The sequence below is a fragment of the Pectobacterium jejuense genome (assembly GCF_026800125.1).
GTDB lineage: Bacteria > Pseudomonadota > Gammaproteobacteria > Enterobacterales > Enterobacteriaceae > Pectobacterium > Pectobacterium jejuense.
This window is the reverse complement of the sequence record NZ_JAPQKX010000002.1, coordinates 320,322-342,020: the sequence shown is the minus strand read 5'-3', so window position 1 is coordinate 342,020 and position 21,699 is coordinate 320,322. Positions and strand designations below refer to the sequence as shown.

The 21,699-nt window shown below is 54.8% G+C and carries 18 protein-coding genes; 10 read left to right on the top strand and 8 right to left on the bottom strand.

Features of this window, described 5'->3' with window-relative positions; genetic code table 11:
- Together NXT09_RS04985 and NXT09_RS04980 are read left to right on the top strand one after the other, a co-directional pair.
- Positions 1-1,491 carry an FGGY-family carbohydrate kinase gene (locus NXT09_RS04985; RefSeq protein WP_268579192.1) on the top strand — a complete coding sequence of 497 codons (1,491 nt, stop codon included), beginning with the start codon at positions 1-3 and terminating at the stop codon, positions 1,489-1,491.
- A gap of 116 nt (positions 1,492-1,607) precedes the next feature.
- A complete protein-coding gene (locus NXT09_RS04980) occupies positions 1,608-2,606 on the top strand; it encodes a sugar phosphate isomerase/epimerase family protein (RefSeq protein WP_039314505.1) in 999 nt (332 codons plus the stop codon).
- Between the two features lie 87 nt (positions 2,607-2,693).
- On the opposite strand, the gene NXT09_RS04975 is transcribed toward NXT09_RS04980, so the two are convergent.
- Positions 2,694-3,638, bottom strand: coding sequence for a sugar-binding transcriptional regulator (locus NXT09_RS04975; protein ID WP_268579068.1), 945 nt, complete (start codon positions 3,636-3,638; stop codon positions 2,694-2,696).
- Between the two features lie 184 nt (positions 3,639-3,822).
- Between NXT09_RS04975 and NXT09_RS04970 the strand changes: the two genes are divergently transcribed.
- From NXT09_RS04970 to yciH, 4 genes are all read left to right on the top strand, one after another.
- Positions 3,823-4,128 carry a LapA family protein gene (locus NXT09_RS04970; protein ID WP_205555914.1) on the top strand — a complete coding sequence of 102 codons (306 nt, stop codon included), beginning with the start codon at positions 3,823-3,825 and terminating at the stop codon, positions 4,126-4,128.
- Between the two features lie 12 nt (positions 4,129-4,140).
- Positions 4,141-5,310: a lipopolysaccharide assembly protein LapB gene (gene lapB / locus NXT09_RS04965; RefSeq protein WP_240585539.1), complete on the top strand. Its 1,170-nt coding sequence runs from the start codon at positions 4,141-4,143 to the stop codon at positions 5,308-5,310.
- 182 nt (positions 5,311-5,492) lie between these two features.
- On the top strand, positions 5,493-6,236 hold the full coding sequence (gene pyrF, locus NXT09_RS04960; protein WP_268579067.1) for an orotidine-5'-phosphate decarboxylase: 744 nt from the start codon (positions 5,493-5,495) through the stop codon (positions 6,234-6,236).
- Positions 6,233-6,568, top strand: a complete 336-nt coding sequence (gene yciH / locus NXT09_RS04955; RefSeq protein ID WP_010306267.1) for a stress response translation initiation inhibitor YciH — start codon at positions 6,233-6,235, stop codon at positions 6,566-6,568. Before pyrF ends, yciH begins: the two co-directional genes overlap by 4 nt.
- A 62-nt stretch (positions 6,569-6,630) precedes the next feature.
- Here the strand turns inward: yciH and osmB are convergent, their stop codons facing one another.
- Positions 6,631-6,846, bottom strand: coding sequence for an osmotically-inducible lipoprotein OsmB (osmB, locus tag NXT09_RS04950; RefSeq protein WP_010276685.1), 216 nt, complete (start codon positions 6,844-6,846; stop codon positions 6,631-6,633).
- 335 nt (positions 6,847-7,181) lie between these two features.
- On the opposite strand from osmB, the gene araD reads away from it, so the two are divergent.
- Positions 7,182-7,877: an L-ribulose-5-phosphate 4-epimerase gene (gene araD, locus NXT09_RS04945; RefSeq protein WP_111778482.1), complete on the top strand. Its 696-nt coding sequence runs from the start codon at positions 7,182-7,184 to the stop codon at positions 7,875-7,877.
- A gap of 153 nt (positions 7,878-8,030) precedes the next feature.
- Here the strand turns inward: araD and NXT09_RS04940 are convergent, their stop codons facing one another.
- A complete protein-coding gene (locus NXT09_RS04940; RefSeq protein ID WP_268579066.1) occupies positions 8,031-10,094 on the bottom strand; it encodes a carbon starvation CstA family protein in 2,064 nt (687 codons plus the stop codon).
- Positions 10,095-10,424: 330 nt separating this feature from the next.
- Positions 10,425-11,606, bottom strand: a complete 1,182-nt coding sequence (locus NXT09_RS04935; RefSeq protein WP_268579065.1) for an MFS transporter — start codon at positions 11,604-11,606, stop codon at positions 10,425-10,427.
- Positions 11,607-11,677: 71 nt separating this feature from the next.
- Between NXT09_RS04935 and NXT09_RS04930 the strand changes: the two genes are divergently transcribed.
- The gene (locus NXT09_RS04930; RefSeq protein WP_240585536.1) at positions 11,678-12,181 is read left to right on the top strand and encodes an Lrp/AsnC family transcriptional regulator; all 504 of its coding nucleotides are present in this window, start codon (positions 11,678-11,680) and stop codon (positions 12,179-12,181) included.
- Positions 12,182-12,229: 48 nt separating this feature from the next.
- Here the strand turns inward: NXT09_RS04930 and NXT09_RS04925 are convergent, their stop codons facing one another.
- The 3 genes from NXT09_RS04925 to NXT09_RS04915 all read right to left on the bottom strand — a co-directional run bounded on the left by NXT09_RS04925 (position 12,230) and on the right by NXT09_RS04915 (position 17,801).
- A complete protein-coding gene (locus NXT09_RS04925) occupies positions 12,230-13,147 on the bottom strand; it encodes an aldo/keto reductase (RefSeq protein WP_205555118.1) in 918 nt (305 codons plus the stop codon).
- 59 nt (positions 13,148-13,206) lie between these two features.
- Positions 13,207-15,141 (bottom strand): exoribonuclease II, encoded by a 1,935-nt coding sequence (locus tag NXT09_RS04920; RefSeq protein WP_268579064.1) that lies wholly within the window; start codon positions 15,139-15,141, stop codon positions 13,207-13,209.
- Between the two features lie 347 nt (positions 15,142-15,488).
- Entirely contained in the window at positions 15,489-17,801 is a 2,313-nt protein-coding gene (locus NXT09_RS04915; protein WP_268579063.1) for an FdhF/YdeP family oxidoreductase, read from the bottom strand.
- 295 nt (positions 17,802-18,096) lie between these two features.
- Between NXT09_RS04915 and NXT09_RS04910 the strand changes: the two genes are divergently transcribed.
- Complete coding sequence (locus tag NXT09_RS04910; RefSeq protein ID WP_268579062.1) at positions 18,097-18,999, top strand: LysR family transcriptional regulator; 903 nt, start codon at positions 18,097-18,099, stop codon at positions 18,997-18,999.
- Here the strand turns inward: NXT09_RS04910 and NXT09_RS04905 are convergent.
- Positions 18,990-20,060 (bottom strand): LacI family DNA-binding transcriptional regulator, encoded by a 1,071-nt coding sequence (locus NXT09_RS04905; RefSeq protein ID WP_268579061.1) that lies wholly within the window; start codon positions 20,058-20,060, stop codon positions 18,990-18,992. The two genes, NXT09_RS04910 and NXT09_RS04905, sit on opposite strands and share 10 nt — an antisense overlap.
- A gap of 320 nt (positions 20,061-20,380) precedes the next feature.
- Between NXT09_RS04905 and NXT09_RS04900 the strand changes: the two genes are divergently transcribed.
- Positions 20,381-21,691 (top strand): MFS transporter, encoded by a 1,311-nt coding sequence (locus NXT09_RS04900; protein WP_014915704.1) that lies wholly within the window; start codon positions 20,381-20,383, stop codon positions 21,689-21,691.
- Positions 21,692-21,699: the final 8 nt, after the last annotated feature.

The window sequence follows — 21,699 nt, the reverse complement described above, 5'->3', positions numbered from 1 at the left end:
ATGTTTACGCCGGTTATTTTGGCCATTGATGAAGGGACGACGAACGCCAAGGCGATTGCCGTCGATGAGCGGGGGCGCATTCTGGCTAAAGCGGCGGTCGCTTTGCAGGTAACGCACCCGCAGCCGGGCAGAGCCGAGCAGGACGCGATGGCGATCTGGCATGCGGTTTGTCAGGCGGCAGAAGCCTGTCTGTCGTCATTATATCGGGCTCAGGTGGTGGGCGTGGCGATCAGCAATCAGCGTGAGTCGGTGCTGATTTGGGACAGGCGAACCGGAAAGCCGCTGACGCCGCTGGTCAGTTGGCAGGATCGCCGCGCCGAGAAATTCTGTCAGGCCTTGCAGGGCAGTGAGGAAGCACGTCTGATCGAATCCCGTACCGGGCTACAGGTCGATCCGCTTTTCCCTGCCGCTAAACTGCACGCCATGCTGGCGGAACTGCCGGACGGTGTCGCTCGGGCGATGCAGGGGGAGCTGTGCATCGGAACGGTGGACTGCTGGCTTAACTGGCAGTTTAGCGGTGGACGGGCGTATTCCACCGACTATTCCAACGCGGCGAGAACCCAACTGTTTAATATCCACCGTGGCTGCTGGGATGAGGATCTGCTAGCGCTGTTCGGGATTCCCAGTGTGTGCCTGCCGGCCGTCACGCCGTCCTCGGCGTTACACGGTCACACTGGAGTGACAGCTATCAGCGGGCTGGCCGCTGGCGTACCGATTGTGGCGCTGATTGGTGACTCTCATGCAGCGCTGTACGGTCAGGGCATTACCCAAAGCGGTGAAATCAAGGCGACGTACGGCACCGGTTCGTCGCTGATGACCACCATCAACACGCCACATCAACAGGCCCCAGGGCTTAGCACCACAATTGCCTGGCACGATGGCGAACTGCGCTACGCGCTGGAAGGCAACATTACCCACACTGGTTCAGGATTTGCCTGGATTGGTCAGATGCTGGGCATTCCTTCCGTTACACAACTTACCGAGCTGGCGCTCAGCGCCGAAGCTAATCAGGGCGTCTTCTTTGTTCCGGCTTTATCCGGGCTGGGCGCGCCCTATTGGGATGTGCAAGCGCGTGGATTGCTGTGCGGTTTATGCGATGCCACCACGCCCGCCATCATCGCCCGCGCGGGAATTGAAGCCATTGCTTATCAAATCGCCGACGTCTTTTTCGCGATGGAGCAGGCATCGCAGGCCGCGTTACCCGCTTTGCGCGTTGACGGCGGCGCAACACAAAATCGCTGGCTGATGCAGTTTCAGGCCGACCTCTTGCAGCGTCCGTTGATTCGTAACCATAACGCGGAAGTGTCGGCGCTGGGAGCGGCTTATCTGGGCGGAAAAATGCTGGGGTGGTGGGAACACAGCGAACAGATTGCCGCACTACCAAGAGAAGTCGAGGTTATCGAACCGTCGACGACTAATCACGGGGTTTTGGAGAGCTATCAACAGTGGCGTACGGCGGTGGCACGTGCGCGTCTGCGGCCCGAGCCATAACCATTTTTAACCGTAAGACATTTTTAGCAGTAAGAAATGTTAGCAGTAAGACCCTATCCGATACGAAAGAAAAGATAAGCAGCTCAATATCATCAGAAATCAATGAGGTGACTTTTATGGCAACGTATAACTACCCTGAATTTGGTGCCGGTTTGTGGCATTTTGCGAATTATATCGACCGTTATGCCGTAGATGGCTACGGCCCGGCATTGAGCACGATCGATCAGATCAAAGCGGCGAAAGAGGTCGGCGAACTTTCCTATGTCGACTTGCCTTATCCCTTCACGCCGGGCGTGACGCTCAGCGAAGTGAAAGATGCGCTGAAAGATGCAGGGCTGAAGGCAATTGGCATCACGCCGGAAATTTATCTGCAAAAGTGGTCGCGCGGTGCCTTTACCAACCCCGATCCGGCGGCTCGAGCGGCGGCGTTTGAATTAATGCACGAATCTGCGGGCATTGTGCGTGAACTCGGCGCGAATTACGTCAAAGTCTGGCCGGGTCAGGATGGCTGGGATTATCCGTTCCAGGTCAGCCATAAAAATCTGTGGAAGCTGGCGGTGGACGGCATGCGCGATCTGGCGGGGGCTAACCCCGATGTGAAATTCGCCATCGAGTACAAACCGCGTGAGCCGCGTGTGAAAATGACCTGGGATTCTGCTGCGCGAACGCTGCTGGGGATTGAAGATATCGGGCTGGATAACGTCGGTGTGCTGCTGGACTTCGGGCATGCGCTGTATGGCGGCGAATCACCGGCCGATTCTGCCCAGTTGATTATCGATCGCGGTCGGTTGTTCGGCATGGATGTAAACGATAACCTGCGCGGCTGGGATGACGATCTGGTGGTCGGCACGGTGCATATGACCGAGATCTTCGAATTCTTCTACGTGCTGAAAATCAACAACTGGCAGGGCGTCTGGCAGCTCGATCAGTTCCCGTTCCGTGAGAACCACGTTGAGGCGGCGCAGTTGTCCATTCGTTTCCTGAAACACATCTATCGCGCGCTGGATAAGCTGGATATCCCGGCGCTTCAGGCGGCGCAGGAAGCGCAAAATCCGTTACAGGCGCAGCGGATTGTGCAGGATGCGCTGCTGTCATCCATCAACGTTAACGAGTAATTTCGTCACGGTGCGTCAGGCGTGGAGCAGGGGAAAATCATCCTGCGCCTGACGTTACCGTTTTGCTCATCAGGAGCGATAAGTTCGTTAGATCAGCGTCTCGGCGGTTAATCGATCGGTAATCAACACATCAACGTAATGACCTGTCAACGCGCCGCGAATCGCGGCACTTTTCTCGACACCGCCCGCTAATGCCACCACGCGTGGACACTGACGCAACTGCGGTAGCGCCATACCAATCACCGGATCTTCATCATCCTGCAACACCGGCTCGCCTTCCGCGTTGTAGTAATGCAGGCACAAATCGCCCACGGCACCGCGTTCGGCCAGCTGTTGCAACATCGCTTCGTGATAGTAGTTACCGGAATTTTTCAGCAGTTGCGATGGCTCCAGCACGCCAATACCGACAAGCGCCAGACTCACTTCGCTGAATTTATCAACTACGCTGGAAACCTCATCGCTGGTCACCAAACGGGCGCGATCTTCCACCGAGCGTTCGATGCTCTGCGCGGGCAAAAGGTAAGCGGGGCAACTGAGCTGATTGGCTAAGGTTTGCGTCAGGATCGTCGCCTGCACATTGCCGTTCGGCCCCACGCCGCCCAACAGCTGGATGACCCCCTGCGCCTTGACGCTTTGTGGATGCAGGCTGTCCACCATCGCCCGCAGCGTGCTGCTCCACGACGAGATACCAACCAGATCGTCAGGGCGGATACTGGTTTGGACATAGTGTGCGGCCGCAGAGCCAATTGCCTGCTTGATTTGTGTCAGCGTGGCGTTATCGGCGACATCTACCACGATAGCCTGATCGATGCCGTAGCGCTTCTGAATCGCCGCTTCCAGCCCCATGAACATGTTCGGGGGTTGAATTACGCTGATTTTGACCACACCTTCTTTAACACAGCGCGTGATAGCGCGGGAGACAAAAGACTGTGACAGATGGAGTGAGGCAGCAATTTCTGCTTGTTTCATCCCTTCGCTATAATAGAGCGTAGCGATCTTGACCAATAATCGCTGTTCGTCCTGCTTTGACATGACTTTTCCCCTTGCTGGCTTGCTGCTGTCATTTTTATTCAGCACAGAATAAATAACAAGCGCAGACGGCAGCGGAGCACGACTCTTGATTTCCCTGTCCGCGCCGGACATGGTAATTTAATGGGGTTTGTCGCCAAAATTTGGCATAATTCATCCGGTTAATGGATATCACAGGAAGGACAATGTGAAATATTTGCTGATTTTTTTACTCGTGCTGGCGATATTCATCATTTCTGTCACACTGGGTGCGCACAACGATCAGGTTGTGACATTTAACTACCTGCTGGCACAGGGGGAGTATCGTATCTCCACACTGCTTGCCACGCTGTTTGCCCTGGGTTTTTCCCTTGGCTGGGTTATCTGTGGTCTGTTTTATCTGCGTCAGCGCATTGCGCTTGGCCGTGCACAACGTAAAATCAAGCGTCTGGAACAACAGCTTTCTACCTCCACCGAGGAGAACGTGGCGCCAGTGCAGACGGTCACCCACTAAGGAATTCTCTCTATGTTAGAACTGCTGTTTCTGTTGCTGCCCGTGGCCGCCGCGTACGGCTGGTACATGGGTCGCAGAAGTGCGCAGCAGGACAAAGAGCAGGAATCCAACCGCCTGTCCCGTGAGTATGTCACTGGGGTTAACTTCCTGTTGTCCAATCAGCAGGATAAGGCGGTTGAGCTGTTCCTCGACATGCTCAAGGATGACAGCAACACTTTTGAAGCCCACCTCACTCTCGGTAACCTGTTCCGTTCGCGCGGCGAAGTTGACCGTGCGATTCGCATCCATCAGGCGCTGACCGAAAGCGCATCGTTAACCTTTGAACAGCGTCTGCTGGCGGTGCAACAGCTGGGTCGTGACTACATGGCCGCTGGGCTGTATGACCGCGCCGAAGAAAGTTTCAACCAGTTGGTGGATGAAGAAGATTTTCGCCGCAGCGCCTTGCAGCAGCTCTTGCAGATCCATCAGGCGACCAGCGATTGGCCGACGGCAATCGATGTGGCGGAAAAACTGGTCAAGATGGGAAAAGACCAGCTTCGCGTGGACATCGCGCATTTTTACTGTGAATTGGCGCTGTTGGCGATGGGCAGCGACGATCTGGATAAGGCGCTCACGCTCCTGAAGAAAGGGGCGACGGCGGACAGTCAATGCGCCCGTGCGTCTATCATGATGGGACGCATCTACATGGCGCAGCAGGATTATTCACGCGCCGTGGAAGCCTTACGACAGGTTCTCGATCAGGATAAAGAGCTGGTTAGCGAAACGCTGCCGATGCTGCAAGAGTGCTATCAGCATTTAGATAAGCCTTTGGATTGGATGAATTTCATCAAACGCTGCGTAGAAGAAAATACCGGTGCGACGGCGGAATTGATGCTGGCCGACATTCTCGAAAGAGAAGAGGGGGCCGAGGTTGCACAGGCTTATATTAACCGGCAGCTTCAACGTCACCCTACGATGCGCGTGTTCCATCGCCTGATGGATTTTCACCTGCATGAAGCGGAAGACGGACGAACAAAAGAAAATCTCCAGGGATTGCGCGACATGGTCGGCGAACAAATTCGCACCAAACCCCGCTATAGCTGCCGCAAATGTGGCTTCACGTCGCAATCGCTCTATTGGCAATGTCCTTCCTGCCGCACCTGGGCTAGCATCAAGCCGATCCGTGGGCTCGACGGCCAGTAACATTTCACGATATCGAGCTGGTGTTGTTTACCGCAATTTAGTTACAACATACTAATAACTGCATGTAATTTCGGTTCCAGCTAGCTTCTTTAATCGCATTGGTCTTCAGGCGGCTGGGATTTCAGGGGCGGGGCATGTAGAATGCGGCGGGAATTTTGGCTTCGCAAGAGACTGGGTGACGAATGAAAAACGAGAATCTACAGCAAAAGAATCAAACGGTATCATCCCCGATTGTGGTCGCGCTGGACTATGCCAATCAGCAGGCAGCGCTGTCGTTTGTTGACCGTATCGATCCGCAGGATTGCCGTTTGAAGGTAGGCAAAGAGATGTTTACCTTATTCGGCCCACAGTTCGTGCAGACGCTACAACAGCGCGGCTTTGATGTGTTTCTCGATCTGAAATTCCACGATATTCCAAACACCGTCGCCCACGCCGTTGCGGCCGCCGCCGATCTTGGCGTGTGGATGGTGAATGTCCACGCCAGCGGTGGTTCGCGCATGATGGCGGCGGCGAAAGAAGCGCTGGTGCCGTTTGGTAACGATGCGCCGCTGCTGATTGCCGTGACTGTGTTAACCAGCATGGACGAAGACGATCTGCGTGGGCTCGGCATTACCGTCAGCCCGGCGGAGCAGGCCGAAAGGCTGGCAGTGTTAACGCATAACAGCGGGTTAGATGGCGTGGTGTGTTCCGCGCATGAAGCGCAGCGGTTGAAGCAGGTATGCGGACAGGCATTTAAGCTGGTCACACCGGGAATTCGTCCCGCTGGCAGCGATGTTGGCGATCAGCGCCGCATCATGACGCCGGTTCAGGCGCAGCAGGCTGGCGTCGATTATATGGTGATTGGACGTCCGATCACCCAATCAGCGGATCCGGCACAGACGCTGCGTGAGATTCGCGCTTCATTGTTAAACGGTGCGACATCATGAACATGCGTCGTGACGAAAATAGCCAACTGGTTTACTCCACGGAAACCGGACGTATTAAGCCAGAAGAAGAACAAGTCGCTCGGCCAAAAGGTGACGGCATTGTGCGCATCCAGCGTCAGACCAGCGGGCGCAAAGGAAAAGGCGTATGCCTGATTAGCGGTCTCGATCTTGATGATGCTGCGCTGGATAAGCTGGCGGCTGAATTGAAGAAGAAATGCGGCTGCGGCGGGTCAGTAAAAGACGGCGTGATCGAAATCCAGGGAGATAAACGCGATCTGCTAAAACAGCTTCTGGAAGCAAAAGGCATGAAGGTTAAGCTGGCTGGCGGCTAAGAAGGCATGACGAGTATAAAAAGCAGCAGGTTTACTCCCGTGAACCTGCTGCCCAAAATTCGTTATTTATCGACCTGACGGCCAATCAGCCCGCCGATAGCTGCACCGCCCAGTGTTCCTAATGTTCCGCCATCCGTTAAGATAGCCCCACCGACTGCACCCGCACCGGCACCAATCGCGGTATTACGATCACGTTTGGACATGTTTGAACAGCCCGCGAGCGTTACAGCAAGCGTAATTGCCAGCGCGGCTGTCGCAAAACGTTTGTTTAATTTCATTTTATTCCCCTTTCTGCTCTTGGCCTCACGTTTCTTGTGAGGAAAATATCGAACAACGTACTTTTTGCGGTATTAAATAAAGAAACAGGCCTTTTACTGCTTGATGACAAGTATAATCATCGGAAAAAACTGCAACAGGTAAAAAATCTTAATTCCCCTGCGTTATGTTAACGATAGCAATAATTGATAAAATTGGCTGTTTTTTGCCCAATTCTGTGGGGTGTCTCTTTCTTTTTCCCATAGCAGAACACCGCTAGGTCTTTAGCGATTTAGCCCATAGCGACGATCTCGTCAGGCCGCGAGAATGGTGTCATCGCGCCGAGGGGAGGCTGATTATGTTAGAAACGCTAAAAAAACAGGTGTTGGAAGCCAATCTGGCCTTGCCGCAGCACAATCTGGTGACGTTTACCTGGGGAAATGTCAGCGCAGTCGATCGGCAGCGCGGCCTGATGGTGATCAAACCTTCCGGCGTGGAGTATTCGGCCATGACGCTGGAGGATATGGTTGTCGTTGAGCTGGAAAGCGGCAAGGTGGTGGAGGGGACGAAGAAACCGTCGTCGGATACCGATACCCACCGCGTGCTGTATCTGGAATTTGCCGATATCGGCGGTATTGTGCATACCCATTCCCGCCATGCCACGATCTGGGCGCAAGCCGGTAAAGATATCCCCGCCTGGGGAACGACGCACGCGGACTACTTCTATGGTCCGATTCCCTGCACGCGCCTGATGTCGGATGCGGAAATCAACGGGCGCTATGAGTGGGAAACGGGAAGGGTGATCGTCGAAACTTTCCGTCAGCGTGGCATTTCTCCGGTAGATGTTCCTGCCGTCTTGGTTAACTCGCACGGCCCCTTTGCGTGGGGTAAAGATGCCGACAACGCGGTGCACAACGCCGTTGTTCTGGAAGAGCTTGCCTACATGGGGATTTTCTCACGCCAGTTAACGCCTCAATTGGGCGAGATGCAGCAAACGCTGTTGGATAAACACTACTTACGCAAGCACGGCAAGAACGCGTATTACGGACAATAAACCGCAGCGATTCCTTCCTCATGCCCTGTAAACCACATAGCGCCGCAAATACGGCGCTATTGTTATTTTTGGGGCTTGGGTGGCGGCCAGGGATAGCACGCCATAAAAAATCCCTCCGCGAGGGAGGGATTTAAGGGGATACGTCGATGGTGTTTAAGGCTGAGCGCCGTCTCGTAAGACAAACGGGCTCTCTTTTGCCGTTGGGACATCGCTATTCATCGCACGACGAATGACGAAGAAGGCGGAGATCAGCATTGTCACCGCCACCAACATGAAGAACCCGCACAGCGCGGCGTTGATCTGATTACTGAAGACGATAGTTTCCATGTCTTTAATCGATTTGGCTGGTGCGATCAGCGTGTTCTGTTCAATACCTGCGGCGAAGCGTTTTGCCTGAGCCAGAAAGCCGATGCTCGGTTTTTCATGGAAAATTTTCTGCCAACCCGCCGTCATCGACGTAATAAACAGCCAAACGGTAGGCACGATAGTCACCCACGCATAGCGCTGTTTCTTCATCTTAAACAACACCACGGTGCCGAGAATCAACGCCATCGAGGCCAACATCTGGTTACCGATACCGAACAGCGGCCAGAGCGTGTTGATGCCGCCCAGCGGATCGATCACGCCCTGATAGACGAAGAATCCCCAACCGGAAACGGCAACGGTGGTACCTGCCAGATTCCCCAGCCAGGAGTGGCTGTTCGCTAATCTGGGAATCGCAATACCGACCAGATCCTGCACCATGAAACGACAGGCGCGCGTTCCGGCGTCAACCGCGGTCAGGATGAACAGGGCTTCAAACAGAATCGCGAAGTGATACCAGAAGGCCATCATCGCCCGGCTGTTAAAGATCTCGGTGATGATGTAGGCCATGCCCACCGCGAAGGTCGGCGCACCGCCGGCGCGGGAGAGGATAGAGGCTTCGCCAACGTCATTGGCGATGGCACTCAATTCCTGCGGGGTAATCACAAATCCCCAGTTATTGATGGCTAACGAGGCGCTCTCAACCGTGGTACCGATCAAAGCAGCGGGTGAGTTCATAGCGAAGTAGATGCCCGGTTCGATAACCGAGGCACAAATCAACGCCATAATCGCCACGAAGGATTCCATCAACATTGCACCATAGCCGATGAAGCGGATATGGCTTTCACGTTCAACCAGTTTCGGCGTGGTGCCGCTGGAAACCAGCGCATGGAAGCCGGAAATTGCGCCACAGGCGATGGTAATAAACAAGAAGGGGAACAGCGTACCGGAGAAGACTGGGCCGGTGCCGTCAATAAAACGAGAAACTGCGGGCATTTTCATTTCCGGCATGGCGAACACAATACCGAAGGCTAACCCGACAATGACCCCGATTTTCAGGAACGTAGAGAGATAATCACGCGGTGCCAGCAGCAGCCAGACGGGCAGGACTGAGGCCACGAAGCCGTAAATGACCAGAATCCAGGTGAGCGACGTCCCTTTCAATGTGAAGAACGGCCCCCAGTAAGGGTGTGCCGCGATGTTACCGCCGTAGACAATCGCCAGCATCATCAGCACAAAGCCGATGATAGAGACTTCAGCGATTTTGCCCGGACGTAAAAAGCGCATGTAAACGCCCATGAAGAGCGCGATAGGGATGGTGGCGGCAATGGTGAACAATCCCCACGGACTTTCTGCCAGCGCTTTAACGACGACCAGCGCCAGCGCCGAGAGAATGATGATCATCACGCCCAGTGCGCCGAGCATCGTGATAATACCCGCGAACGTGCCCAGCTCCTGTTTTGCCATCTCACCCAGAGAACGACCGTCCCGGCGGGTTGAGATAAACAGCACCAGAAAATCCTGCACCGCACCCGCCAGCATGACGCCGACCAAGATCCAGATCGTACCGGGGAGGAAGCCCATCTGTGCGGCGAGAATCGGCCCGACCAGCGGCCCGGCCCCGGCGATGGCGGCGAAGTGGTGGCCGAACAGAACCCATTTATTGGTGGGAACGTAATCCAGACCGTCGTTATGACGCTCCGCCGGTGTCAGTCGGCGATCGTCGAGCTCAAACACTTTTTTGGCGATAAACAGGCTGTAAAACCGATAGGCGATGCTGTAACACGATACCGCCGCGATAACCAACCACACGGCATTGACGTGTTCACCGCGGCTTAGCGCCAGCGTGGCGAACGAAAAGGCGCCCGCCAGGCCGACTAGCAGCCAGATCACAATGCTCTTTACGTTACTCATAACAACGGCTCCTTCGTTATTCAGAAAAGGTATACCGTAATACTTCAAGCTGCATGTGCGTTGGCTTCCCTTACTCACCCCAGTCACTTACTTGTGTAAGCTCCTGGGGATTCATGCGGTTGCCGCCTTCCTGCAACTCGAATTATTTGAGGTATATGGCGCGGGTGTTAATGCAATTTAACAATAGTGGGTTTAATGGCGAAGAGAAGGGAATGGATGAGAAAATGTGAGCGAAGGTGAATTTTTGTAAAGAAACTTAAAGGGTAAACAAGGGCTAACGAAATGCGCGGCGATGTAACCCGCGCATTTCTGAGTGCTACGTCTATTTGATCAATGGCATTCTAAAGATTCTGTCAGCGGGCTGCTGCGTTTATCGACCACACCGACCGCGATAGCAAGAACCAGCGCACTGAGCGACAGAATTCCGCCCGCCCAGTTTGGCGCCGTGAAACCGAAGCCGCTGGCGATAACGCTCCCACCCACCCAGGCACCGAGGGCATTACCAAGATTAAAGAGCCCAATATTGACCGCTGAGGCTAGCGTGGGCGCGCCTGCGGCCCTTGCTTTGTCCATCACCAGTTTCTGAATGGGAGAGACGGTTGCAAAGCCAAACGCTGCCATCAGGAAGATGCACAATACCGAGGCAATCTGGCTGCTGGCCGTCAAATGGAAGATGAACAAAATGGCAGCCTGCCCAAACAGCGTGATATACAGCATCGGCATGAGTGCTTTGTCAGCGAAACGCCCGCCCAGCCAGTTTCCAACGAACAAGCCCAAACCAAATACCATCAACAGCCAGGTAATCGATCCTTCTGAGAAGTGGGCTACTTCCGTCATCATGGGCGCGATATACGTAATGGAGGTAAAAAAGGCCGCGGGTCCAAGGATGGTGATGCCCATGGATAGCAGGACTTTTGAGTTGCCGAATGCGGCAAACTCATGCCCGATATGCTGTGCTTTGGGTTTGGCGGTGGAAGGAATAAGCACCAGTACACCGATCGCCGTGGCGACCCCAATCACCGTGATGGCGTAGAACGTGGCTTGCCAAGAGAACTGATGGCTAATCCAGGTTCCCACTGGGACGCCGATAAGGTTAGCCACCGTAAGGCCGGAGAACATAAAGGCGATGGCACTGACGCGTTTCTCTTTCGGTACCATTTCAGCGGCGAGTACAGAGCCAATGCCGAAAAAGGCACCGTGTGTCAGCGAGGTGATAATGCGTCCGACGATAGCGACCCCTATAGACGGCGCGAGAGCGGTGACCAGATTCCCCAGAACAAAGAGCCCAGCAAGGAAAACCAACATGGTTTTTTTGGGTAATCGGGAGCCCAGAATAATGAGTACCGGTGCGCCGACAAAAACCCCAAGCGCATAGCTTGTTGCCATATACGCCGCCACGGGGATCGTCACCCCATAATCCGTCGCGATGGCAGGCAAGAGACCTGCAATGATGAATTCCGTTGTTCCAATTCCAAAGGCACCAATAACCAGAGCCCATAAAGCAATAGGCATGATATCCCCTATGTCTAACAATTTTTTCATGTGCTAAATTATGCCTAATGCTATTAGGGAAAAAAAACAAAATGACTAATGAAACAGGAAAAACGAATGTGCTTAGGCAAGAAAAGCATATCCCCGCAAAACTGGATGACGTGGACCGAAAAATATTAGCCCTTCTTGCAGCCGACAGCAGCCGGAGCTATGCCGATTTAGGGGAAGCGCTGCACCTTTCCGCGCCGTCCGTGCATGAAAGAGTGAAGCGGCTAAAAAAGGACGGAGTCATCAAGGGCACCGTTGCAAAGATTGATGGCTGTAAGGTCGGTCGAACCTTATTAACCTTTGTGCTGGTAAACACAAAGAATGTCGTGAGCACCAAACGTTTACTGGCACTGAGTAACTTGCCTGAGATTGAGGAATTTCATACCGTTGCCGGAGATTGTGGCGTCATGCTCAAGGTCCGAGCTCGTGACACGGAAGGGCTAGAGGAACTGTTAGGTAAGCTACAGGAAGTGGAAGGTGTCGACGGGACGCGTAGTTATATCGTTCTGTCGACCTTCGTTGAACGCGGTCCTGACCCCAGTTTGTAACGCGTCCCTGTTTGTTGTCAGGGACGCAAGGGCTGTGCAACACGGGTCTTAAGGCAGAACGTTCCCGGCGGCGCGGTAAATTTCGTACCATTCTTCGCGGCTGAGCGACAGGGTAGACGCCGCCGCGATGTCGCGGATACGTTCCGGGCTCATGGTGCCGATAATCACCTGCATCGCGGCAGGGTGGCGCAAGATCCACGCGGTGGCAATCGCGGTATTGGTGACGCGATGTTGCTCGGCGATGCGATCGAGGGTGGCGTTCAGCTTAGGGAATTTCTCGTTATCGAGGAAAACGCCTTCAAAAAATCCGTACTGGAAGGGCGACCAGGCCTGAATCGTCATGGTATTCAGACGGCTGTATTCCAGAATTGCGCCATCGTGATTCACCGATGCCGGGTTCGTCATATTCACGTTAAAGCCCGCATCAATCATGCCCGTGTGCATGATGCTGAACTGCAACTGGTTGGCTATCAGCGGTTGGCGTACGGATTTTTTCAGCAGTTCAATCTGCAACGGATTCTGATTACTGACGCCGAAATGGCGCACTTTTCCGCTGCTTTCCAGCTCATCGAAGGCGGCCGCGACTTCATCGGGTTCGAACAGCGTGTCCGGGCGGTGCAGCAGGAGCGTATCAAGATAGTCCGTTTTTAAACGTTTCAGGCTACCTTCGACGGAGGCGATGATGTGCGCCTTAGAAAAGTCAAAAAAGCCCTGACGAATACCGCATTTGGATTGCAGAAAAATGGCGTCCCGGCGGATGGCGGTCTTCTGTAAACCGGCGGCGAAAATCTCTTCCGACAAACCTGAGCCATAGATATCGGCGTGATCGAAGAAATCGATGCCTGCTTCGACGGAAGCATTGAGGATATCAGCCGCTTCATTCGTGCTTTTCTTCGCCATTCGCATACAGCCCAACGCAATGTTGGAAGCCTGTATCGCGGATGTACCGATTGTCATTTTCTTCATCGGGAACACTCCTGTGATGAGGGTTGCATGTCCGCCGAGATAGCTCGGCGGCATGGCACTTAGGCAGCAGGTTTTGCCACGATGCTGCGGGTTTCCAGACGAACTTCCGCGATGACCACGTCCAGCGTATCCCCCTGGCGATAGACGACTTCGTCTTTCACTGAGAGGGTGCCCATTTCCTGACTGCACACCAGCTCATCGCGCACGGCGTGGATAAAGGAGGACGGGATAAAGGCTACTGCGCCGTTATCCAGCAGACGAACGCGCAGGCCACCGCGTGTAACGTCAATGATTTCCGCATTGAAGCGACTATCCGTACCGGCTTTATCTTTGAGGTAGCGGGCGTACAGCCAGTCGCCAACATCACGCTCAGCCATACGATTAAGGCGGCGACGTTCGGCCAGTTGCACCGTGACATCGTCCTGCGGTTTTTCCGCGGCCTGTCCGGTGATAACCGCTTTCAGCAAACGGTGGTTCACCATATCGCCGTATTTACGGATCGGCGATGTCCAGGTGGCGTAGGCTTCCAGCCCCAGACCAAAGTGCGGCCCCGGCGTGGTGCTCACTTCCGCGAAAGACTGGAAGCGGCGAATGCGGCTGTCCAGGAACTGCGTCGGCTGGGCATCCAGCTCGCGGCGCAGCGTACAGAAGCCCTCCAGCGTCAACAGCGCTTGCGCGTCAGCTTGAACGCCGTGGGTATCCAATACGGCAACTGCCTGTTCGATCGAGGCAGGATCGAAGCCGTTATGGACGTTATAGATGCCGAAGCCCAGCTTATCGCGCAGCACAATGGCCGCACAGACGTTGGCCGTAATCATGGATTCTTCAACGATACGGTTGGCGATGCGGCGATGTTCAACCACGATGTCCAACACGTCGCCTTTCTCACCCAGCAGGAAGCGGTAATCCGGGCGATCTTTAAACACCAGCGCGTGGGTGGTGCGCCATTCGCTGCGAGCCAGACAGAGGCGGTGCAGCAAACGAATTTGTTCAGCAACCGCGTCGTTTTGCGGCTGCCATTCGCCTTGATTTTCCAGCCAGTCAGAGACGTTGTCATACGCTAACTTGGCTTTGGATTCGATCCAGGCGGCAAAGAAGTGAATGTCGTCACCCAGCGCGCCGTCGACGGCAATCGTCACGCGGCAGGCAAGGACAGGGCGACGCTCGTCCGGGCGCAGGGAACAGATATCGTCCGACAGCGGGCGCGGCAGCATCGGGATGTTGAAGCCGGGCAGATAGTTGGTGAAGGCGCGCTGGCGGGCAATGTTGTCCAGCTCGCTACCCGCCGCGACATACGCGGTCGGATCGGCAATCGCGATGGTTAATTGCAGCGAACCATCGCCGTTGTCGTGGACGTATAGCGCATCGTCCATATCTTCCGTGCTGGCGCTGTCGATAGTGACAAAGCTCAGCGCGGTGAGATCTTCACGGACGAGTTCGCCATCATGGCGCTCAGTCGCTTCAACCTCTGGAGCCGTGCGCTCCAGATTATGACGTGACAATGTCACCCACCACGGCACCAGCGGGTCATCGCCCGTGGTGATGTACTGCGTCAGTTCAGCATGAAATCCACGGTCGCCCTTCAACGGGTGGCGGCGCATTTCGGCGACGGCCCAATCGCCTTCCTGAAAATCGTGCGTGACATCGCGCGCGGCGCGGCAAGGAATGGCATCTTTCAGTAGCGGGTGGTCAGGTGTAATGGATAAGCGGTCGTCTTTTTTATGGATGCGCCCCACAAATCGGGTCAGGAAAGGTTCGATCAGCGTTTCTGGCTCGACAATTTCCCGCTCTTTTTCCGTATGCAGGGTGGCGGTAATCCGGTCACCGTGCATCACTTTTTTCATGTGCGGAGGGGGAATGAAATAGCTTTTTTGTCCGTCAGCTTCAAGAAAGCCAAATCCTTTATCGGTGCCTTTGACGACACCTTCAACACGCGGTGTCTGAGAGTGAAGTTGCTGTTTTAGCTGTGCAAGCAGCGGATTATCTTGAAACATAGCGTCCAGAAATACGGTTGTGAGTAGCTCAATTAGCAATTCACAGTTTTACTCGAATCGGGTGCTGGCGGCAAGAATAATCGGGGGTAACGTGGACGCAGAACGGTAGCAGAAGCGCGGATAAACCTGAGTAAAGTCAACGCTGATCTGAGCGTATCCACCTGCCGTGCACGCCATTGGTTTTGCAATGCGAGTTATGATGTAGAACCTATCTCAGTAGGCGTTATTGGTGCAGCCAGTTTGGACTCGGACAGCGCGGAAAAACCGGAGCGTACACGTAGTACGTGAGGATTTTGAGCACTTCCCAGGTTCAAAATGGCAAATAAAATAGCCTACTGAGCAGGTTCTTAGGCGATACGCAACAGAGATTCCGCTTGCATACTACGACGAACGACAACCGGCACAGACTTAGAGGTCGGCGTGTGCGTTTCATCCCCAAAGCTGGACAGCGGCACCAGCGGGTTGGTTTCCGGGTAATAGGCCGCCAGATTGCCGCGCGGAATCGCGTAGCTCACCAGCTTGAAGCCGTTGACGATACGGGTAATGCCGTCATTCCACAGCGTTTCGATATCGACCAGATCGCCATCTTCCAGCCCCAGCGCGCTGATGTCATCCGGGTGCATGAAGAGCACTTCCCGCTGCCCGTACACGCCGCGATAGCGGTCATCCAGACCATAAATCGTGGTGTTGTACTGATCGTGTGAGCGCAGGGTTTGCAGCGTAAAGGGCACATCGTTTCCTTGTAGCTGCGGAAACAGCGTATCGGGCAGTTCGGCATGGCTGAATTGCGCTTTCCCGTTGAGGGTATTGAAGTGCAGGTCAGCAGCGGCGTTACCGAGATAGAATCCGCCCGGCAGGTCGCAGTTGGCATTGAAATCGGTAAAGCTGGGTATAGTCGCGGCGATATGGTCACGGATACGTGAGTAATCGTCCGCCAGCGCCAGCCAGTCGAGTTTTTCATGACCGAGCACCGAATTGGCAATCCCGGCAACAATCGCCGTTTCCGAACGCTGCAACGGTGAAAGCGGCTGTCCGACGCCCTGCGACGCGTGCACCATGCTGAAAGAGTCTTCGACGGTAATAAACTGTGCGCCGCTGGCCTGCATATCGAGGTCGGTACGGCCGAGCGTCGGCAGAATCAATGCATCGACCTTGCCCGTCACCAGATGGCTGCGGTTGAGCTTGGTGCTGATGTGCACGGTGAGATCGCAGCGGCTGAGCGCTTCTTCGGTACGGGCTGAATCCGGTGCGGCGGCGGCGAGGTTACCGCCTAGCGCGATCAGCACTTTTATCTCATCGCGCAGCATCGCTTCCAGCGCTTCTACCGTGTTGTGGCCTGCGGCGTAAGGCGGTGTGAAGTCATAATGTGCGGCCAGACGATCGAGAAACGCGGCCGTTGGTTTCTCATCGATCCCCATGGTGCGGTTGCCCTGCACATTACTATGGCCGCGTACCGGACACAGCCCCGCACCCGGTTTCCCCAACTGCCCGAACAGCAGTTGCAGGTTCACGATCTCCCGCACGGTGGCGACGGAGTGTTTGTGCTGGGTAATCCCCATCGCCCAGGTGCAAATCACGCGCGGCGACTGCTGATAAATCGCCGCCACATAGCGCAACTGCGCTTCGCTCAGGCCAGACTGCTGTTCGATTTTCTGCCAGCTTGTCGCGTCGACAACGGCCAGATACTCATCTACCTGCTGGGTGTGCGTAGACAAGAAATCCTGATCGAATAAGCCCGTTTGTCCGTCGGACAGACGCTGGCGATGTGTTTCCAGCAGCGCTTTTACCATGCCGCGCACGGCAGCCATATCGCCGCCCAGATTGGGTTGCAGGTAGGTTTCGCTAATGGTACCGGACAGCGGCGTGAGCAGCTCCAGCGGGTTCTGCGGATTGGCAAAACGTTCCAGACCGCGCTCGCGTAGCGTATTAAATGAGACAACGTGCGCACCGCGATCGGCGGCGTGGCGCAGGCTGTGCAGCATGCGTGGATGATTGGTGCCAGGGTTCTGCCCGAAGACGAAAATAGCGTCAGCGTGTTCGAAATCATCCAGCCGGATCGTGCCTTTACCGACGCCGATACTCTGTTTCAGACCGATTCCGCTGGCCTCATGGCACATATTCGAGCAGTCAGGGAAATTGTTGGTGCCCAGCATGCGGCCAAAAAGCTGATACAGATAAGACGCTTCATTGCTGGCACGGCCAGACGTATACAGCTCTACCTGGTTAGGGTGTGCCATGTTACCGATGTGGCGAGCGATCAGCGCAAACGCCGCGTCCCAACTGATAGGAACATAGCGGTCGCTGGCACGGTCATAGCGCATCGGGTGGGTTAAACGGCCCTGATACTCAAGGAAATAGTTACTTTGCTGGCGTAGCGTCGTGACGCTATGGGCGGCGAAAAAATCCAGATCGACCGCTTTGCGCGTTGCTTCCCAACTGACCGCTTTCGCGCCGTTTTCACAGAAACTGAACGTGCTGCTGTTGTCATCACCCCAGGCACAGCCGGGGCAGTCAAATCCTTTCGATTTATTGACCCGCAACAAGTTTCGGATATTTTTCAGCGCTTGCTTGCTGTCGAGAACAAAACGCGTGGTGGCTTCCAACGAGCCCCAGCCGCCAGCCGCATTGCGGTATGGCTTGATGGATGGTTTGAATTTCATGTTCTAATCCGCAGGTGATAATGTTTTTTTTATGTGAACAAAATTTTAAATATTTGCTCTTGAGGAAAGTTTAGGTGCCGTCGGCGATCGCGTCTAATCAAATGCGGCTATGGTGGGATAGAGGCGGTTTATCGATGGTATACCCGTCATACTTCAAGTTGCATGTGCGTTGGCTGCGCTCACTCACCCGAATCACTTACTTGAGTAAGCTCATCGGGACTCCCTCACTTGCCGCCTTCCTGAAACTCGAATTATTTAGGGTATACTTGTCGCTTACCCACTATAGAGCCTGACGATGGATATTAAGCAACTGCAATACCTGTGCAATCTGGAGAAAGAGCGCCATTTTGGCCGGGCAGCGGAAGCCAGTTTTGTCAGTCAGCCAACGCTCTCCATCCGATTGAAAAATCTGGAGCGAGAGCTGGATCTGGCGCTAATCAATCGGGGTAACAATTTTGAAGGCTTTACCGCTGAAGGTGAACGCGTGCTGGCCTGGGCGCGGGAAATCGTCTCGGTTTATCAGGGGTTAAAGCTGGAAGTCGCATCGCTGAAACGTGGTGTGAGTGGCGTATTGCGCATCGGCGCGGTGCCGCAAAGCAGTATCGCGCTGTCTAGCCTGCTGGCAGCGGTGAACAAGGTTTACCCGCAGCTGGATTTTCAGATCTCGCTATTCAGTGCGGATCAACTGCTGGAAGCGCTGAATGCGCATTCGGTGGATGTCGGCATCGGCTTTTTTGAGTTTTCGACGCTACAGGAGCTGCACTTTCAGGCGTCGCCGTTGACGGAGCAGGGCATTGATCTGCTGTTCCACCCGCACTATTTCCCGCAGCTGGTGGGGGAGACGCCGCTGCCTCTCGCTGCGCTTTCTGAGGTGCCGCTCTGTCTGGCGGAGGCCAGCCGCTACTTCCGTCGTTATCTGGATAGCCATTTCCGCGAAATGGGCGTTTCGCCGTGGGTTAAGGTGGAAAGCTCTTCCGTCCTGCAACTGATCCAAAGTGTCTATGTCGGGCTCGGGTGCGGCATTGTGCCCCACGGCAGCCTGATTCCGGAAATGACGCCTGCGTTAACGCTCCGGCCGCTGCAATTTCCGCCGATGCGTCGTCGTGCGGCTGTCGTCGTCGCCCAGGCTGGCCGAGCGACGCCGCTGGCGCAGAACTTCTTTGACGCGGCGCAGGTGTGGTTGCAGGCTCAGTCGTAAAGGCTTTCATCCTGTATCGGCGCAACGGATTTGCTGGCGCGCAGCCGTCTGACGGACTGGCGAACCACCAGCGTACCATTGAGTAGCAGATTGCCTAGGGGGGCTTCGGGGCGGATTAGGCGATATTGCAACAGCCTGACGGCCTCTTCGCCCAGCGCCTCACGCGGCACATGTACCGATGTGAGCGGCACGTCGTGAATGGCCGACAAATTGAATCCATCCATGCTCATCACCGAGACATCTTGCGGCACGCGCAGTCCTGCTTTGGTCAATGCATTGACCACCCCAACCGCGATGAAATCACCGCCGGCCAAGATCGCTGTAGGTCGTTTATCCTGCGGGCAGCGGGCTAAGAAGGCCGTCATCGCCTGTTCGGCATCCGTCGTGCTGAAATTATCTAACGCCAGCAAATTATCCTCAGAGGAAAACGGCAGATTATGGTGCTGATAGGCATCCCGGATGCCGTCCAGACGCAGCTCCATCGTGTAGCGACGCAGGCAAAGCAGCGTCAACACGTTATGGTGCCCTTGTTCAAAGAGATAGTGGGCGGAGAATTCGCCTATCAAACGATGTGCGGGTGCCACACCCGGCAATCGCATCTTACGGTCAATGCAGTTAATCAAGATGCAGGGCTTACCGCTGTCCGCCGCCAGCGCGTGAATATAGGGATCGTCGATGCCGATCAGCAACGCCGCCTCCGTGGCCGGATCGCGCATTTTGTCTAAAAAGAGCGTCGCATCGCTGTCGTTTTCCTCCAACCCACAGTAGCGCACTCGCACATCATGCGGCTTCAGGGCATCAATGATGCTCTGTACCACCTTGTGATAGAAGATGTCGGACCGAATATCAAAAGCGCGCGGTGGGGCGAAGATAGTGAGTCCGTTCAACAGCAGGCGGCCGTTGGCGAGATCGGCCAGTACGCCGCACTGGCGGGCGCAGTTGAGAATGTCCGTTTTTGCCTGCTCGCTGGTATTGGACTGACCAGATAGCACGCGTGAGACCGTGCTGATCGAGTAGCCCGTCCGCTGCGCAATTTCGCGTATTTTCAGGTTTCCTTTCATTTTGTGATCCCGTTCACCTTCGGAAATGACAAAGTTTTCATTGCTATCTGTTACCTGTTTTCAGGCGCTATAAGCAGGTTTTTGTCTGCATTTTGACCATAGCATGAAAATGTTTTCAAAAAAGTGAGTGTTTCACGATTTTCAATTGTTCTACTCTCGATTTGGTAAACCAATTTCAGTGGTTAGAGGCAGTAAAACAGGATTTAATTCAATAAATACAATGATATGAAAATGGTTTGATTGTTCGATAGGCTATAAATACAAGAATGCCGTCGAGATATCAGACCAATGTAACCCTACTTTCCTGTAAAGGAGTCACCATGAGTCTCGACATCAATTCGTCCTCCATCGCTACCAAAGGTAAACGGACATTCAGAAACCTGCGTTGGTGGGTGCTGAGTCTGTTCCTGCTCGGCGTTACCGTGAATTACATCACCCGCAATTCGCTGGGTATTCTGGCACCAGAACTGAAAACCAGTATGGGCATCACCACCGAGCAATATTCCTGGATTGTTGGTGCATTCCAGCTGGCGTATACCATTTTCCAACCGATTTGCGGTTGGCTGATCGATGTCATCGGTCTGAAAATGGGCTTTATGATCTGCGCGGTGATCTGGGCGCTGATGTGCATCTTCCACGCGGGTGCGGGAAGTTGGTTGCATCTGGCGATCTTGCGTTTCTTTATGGGCGCGTCCGAAGCGGCAGCGACACCGGCGAATGCCAAAACGCTGGGCGAGTGGTTCCCTAAAAAGGAACGGCCGATTGCGGCAGGCTGGGCCGGTGTCGGTTTCTCCATCGGTGCGATGCTGGCACCGCCGATTATCGTTGTGGCGCATGCCTATCTGGGTTGGCAGGGTGCGTTTATGTTCACCGGTGGGTTGGCGCTGCTGTGGGTGGCGCTGTGGTGGCTGTTCTACCACAACCCCGAAGATCACCCGAATTTAAGCCGCGAGGAGCTGGATTTCATCCGTCAGGACAATGAGGCACCTCCGGTCAAACTGCCTTTCTTCACCGCACTGAAAACCGTCTCAAAAAACAAACGCTTTTACGGTATTGCGATTCCCGCATTTATGGCGGAACCCGCGTGGGCTGTGCTCAGCTTTTGGGTGCCGCTCTATCTGGCGAATGAACGCGGTATGGATCTGAAACAAATTGCGATGTTCGCGTGGCTGCCGTTTCTTGCCGCCGATCTCGGCAGCGTCGCCAGCGGCTACCTCACCCGGCTTTACGTTCGCTGGTTCGGCTGCTCGCGCGTTAACTCAATCGTCGCGAGCTCGGTTACGGGCGCGTTTCTGATGCTGTCGCTGGCGCTGGTCGCCGTCAGTAAAGATCCGTGGGTGGCGATTCTGCTGATTTCCATCGGTGGGTTTGGCCATCAGGTGATTTCCTGCATGTTGAGCGCACTGGTGGTGGAATCGTTCGATAAAGGGCAGATGGCAACGGTGAACGGGATGCGCGGTTCATTTGCCTGGATTGCCAGCTTCCTGTTCTCGCTGCTGATTGGCGTCACCGCCGACAAAATTGGGTTTAACCCGCTGTTTGTCGCGATGGGATTCTTCGATCTGATCGGTGCCATCTTCCTGATCGCATTTATTGCTGAACGTCGTGGGAAAACGCGGTCGCAGGCATAACGGCTCAT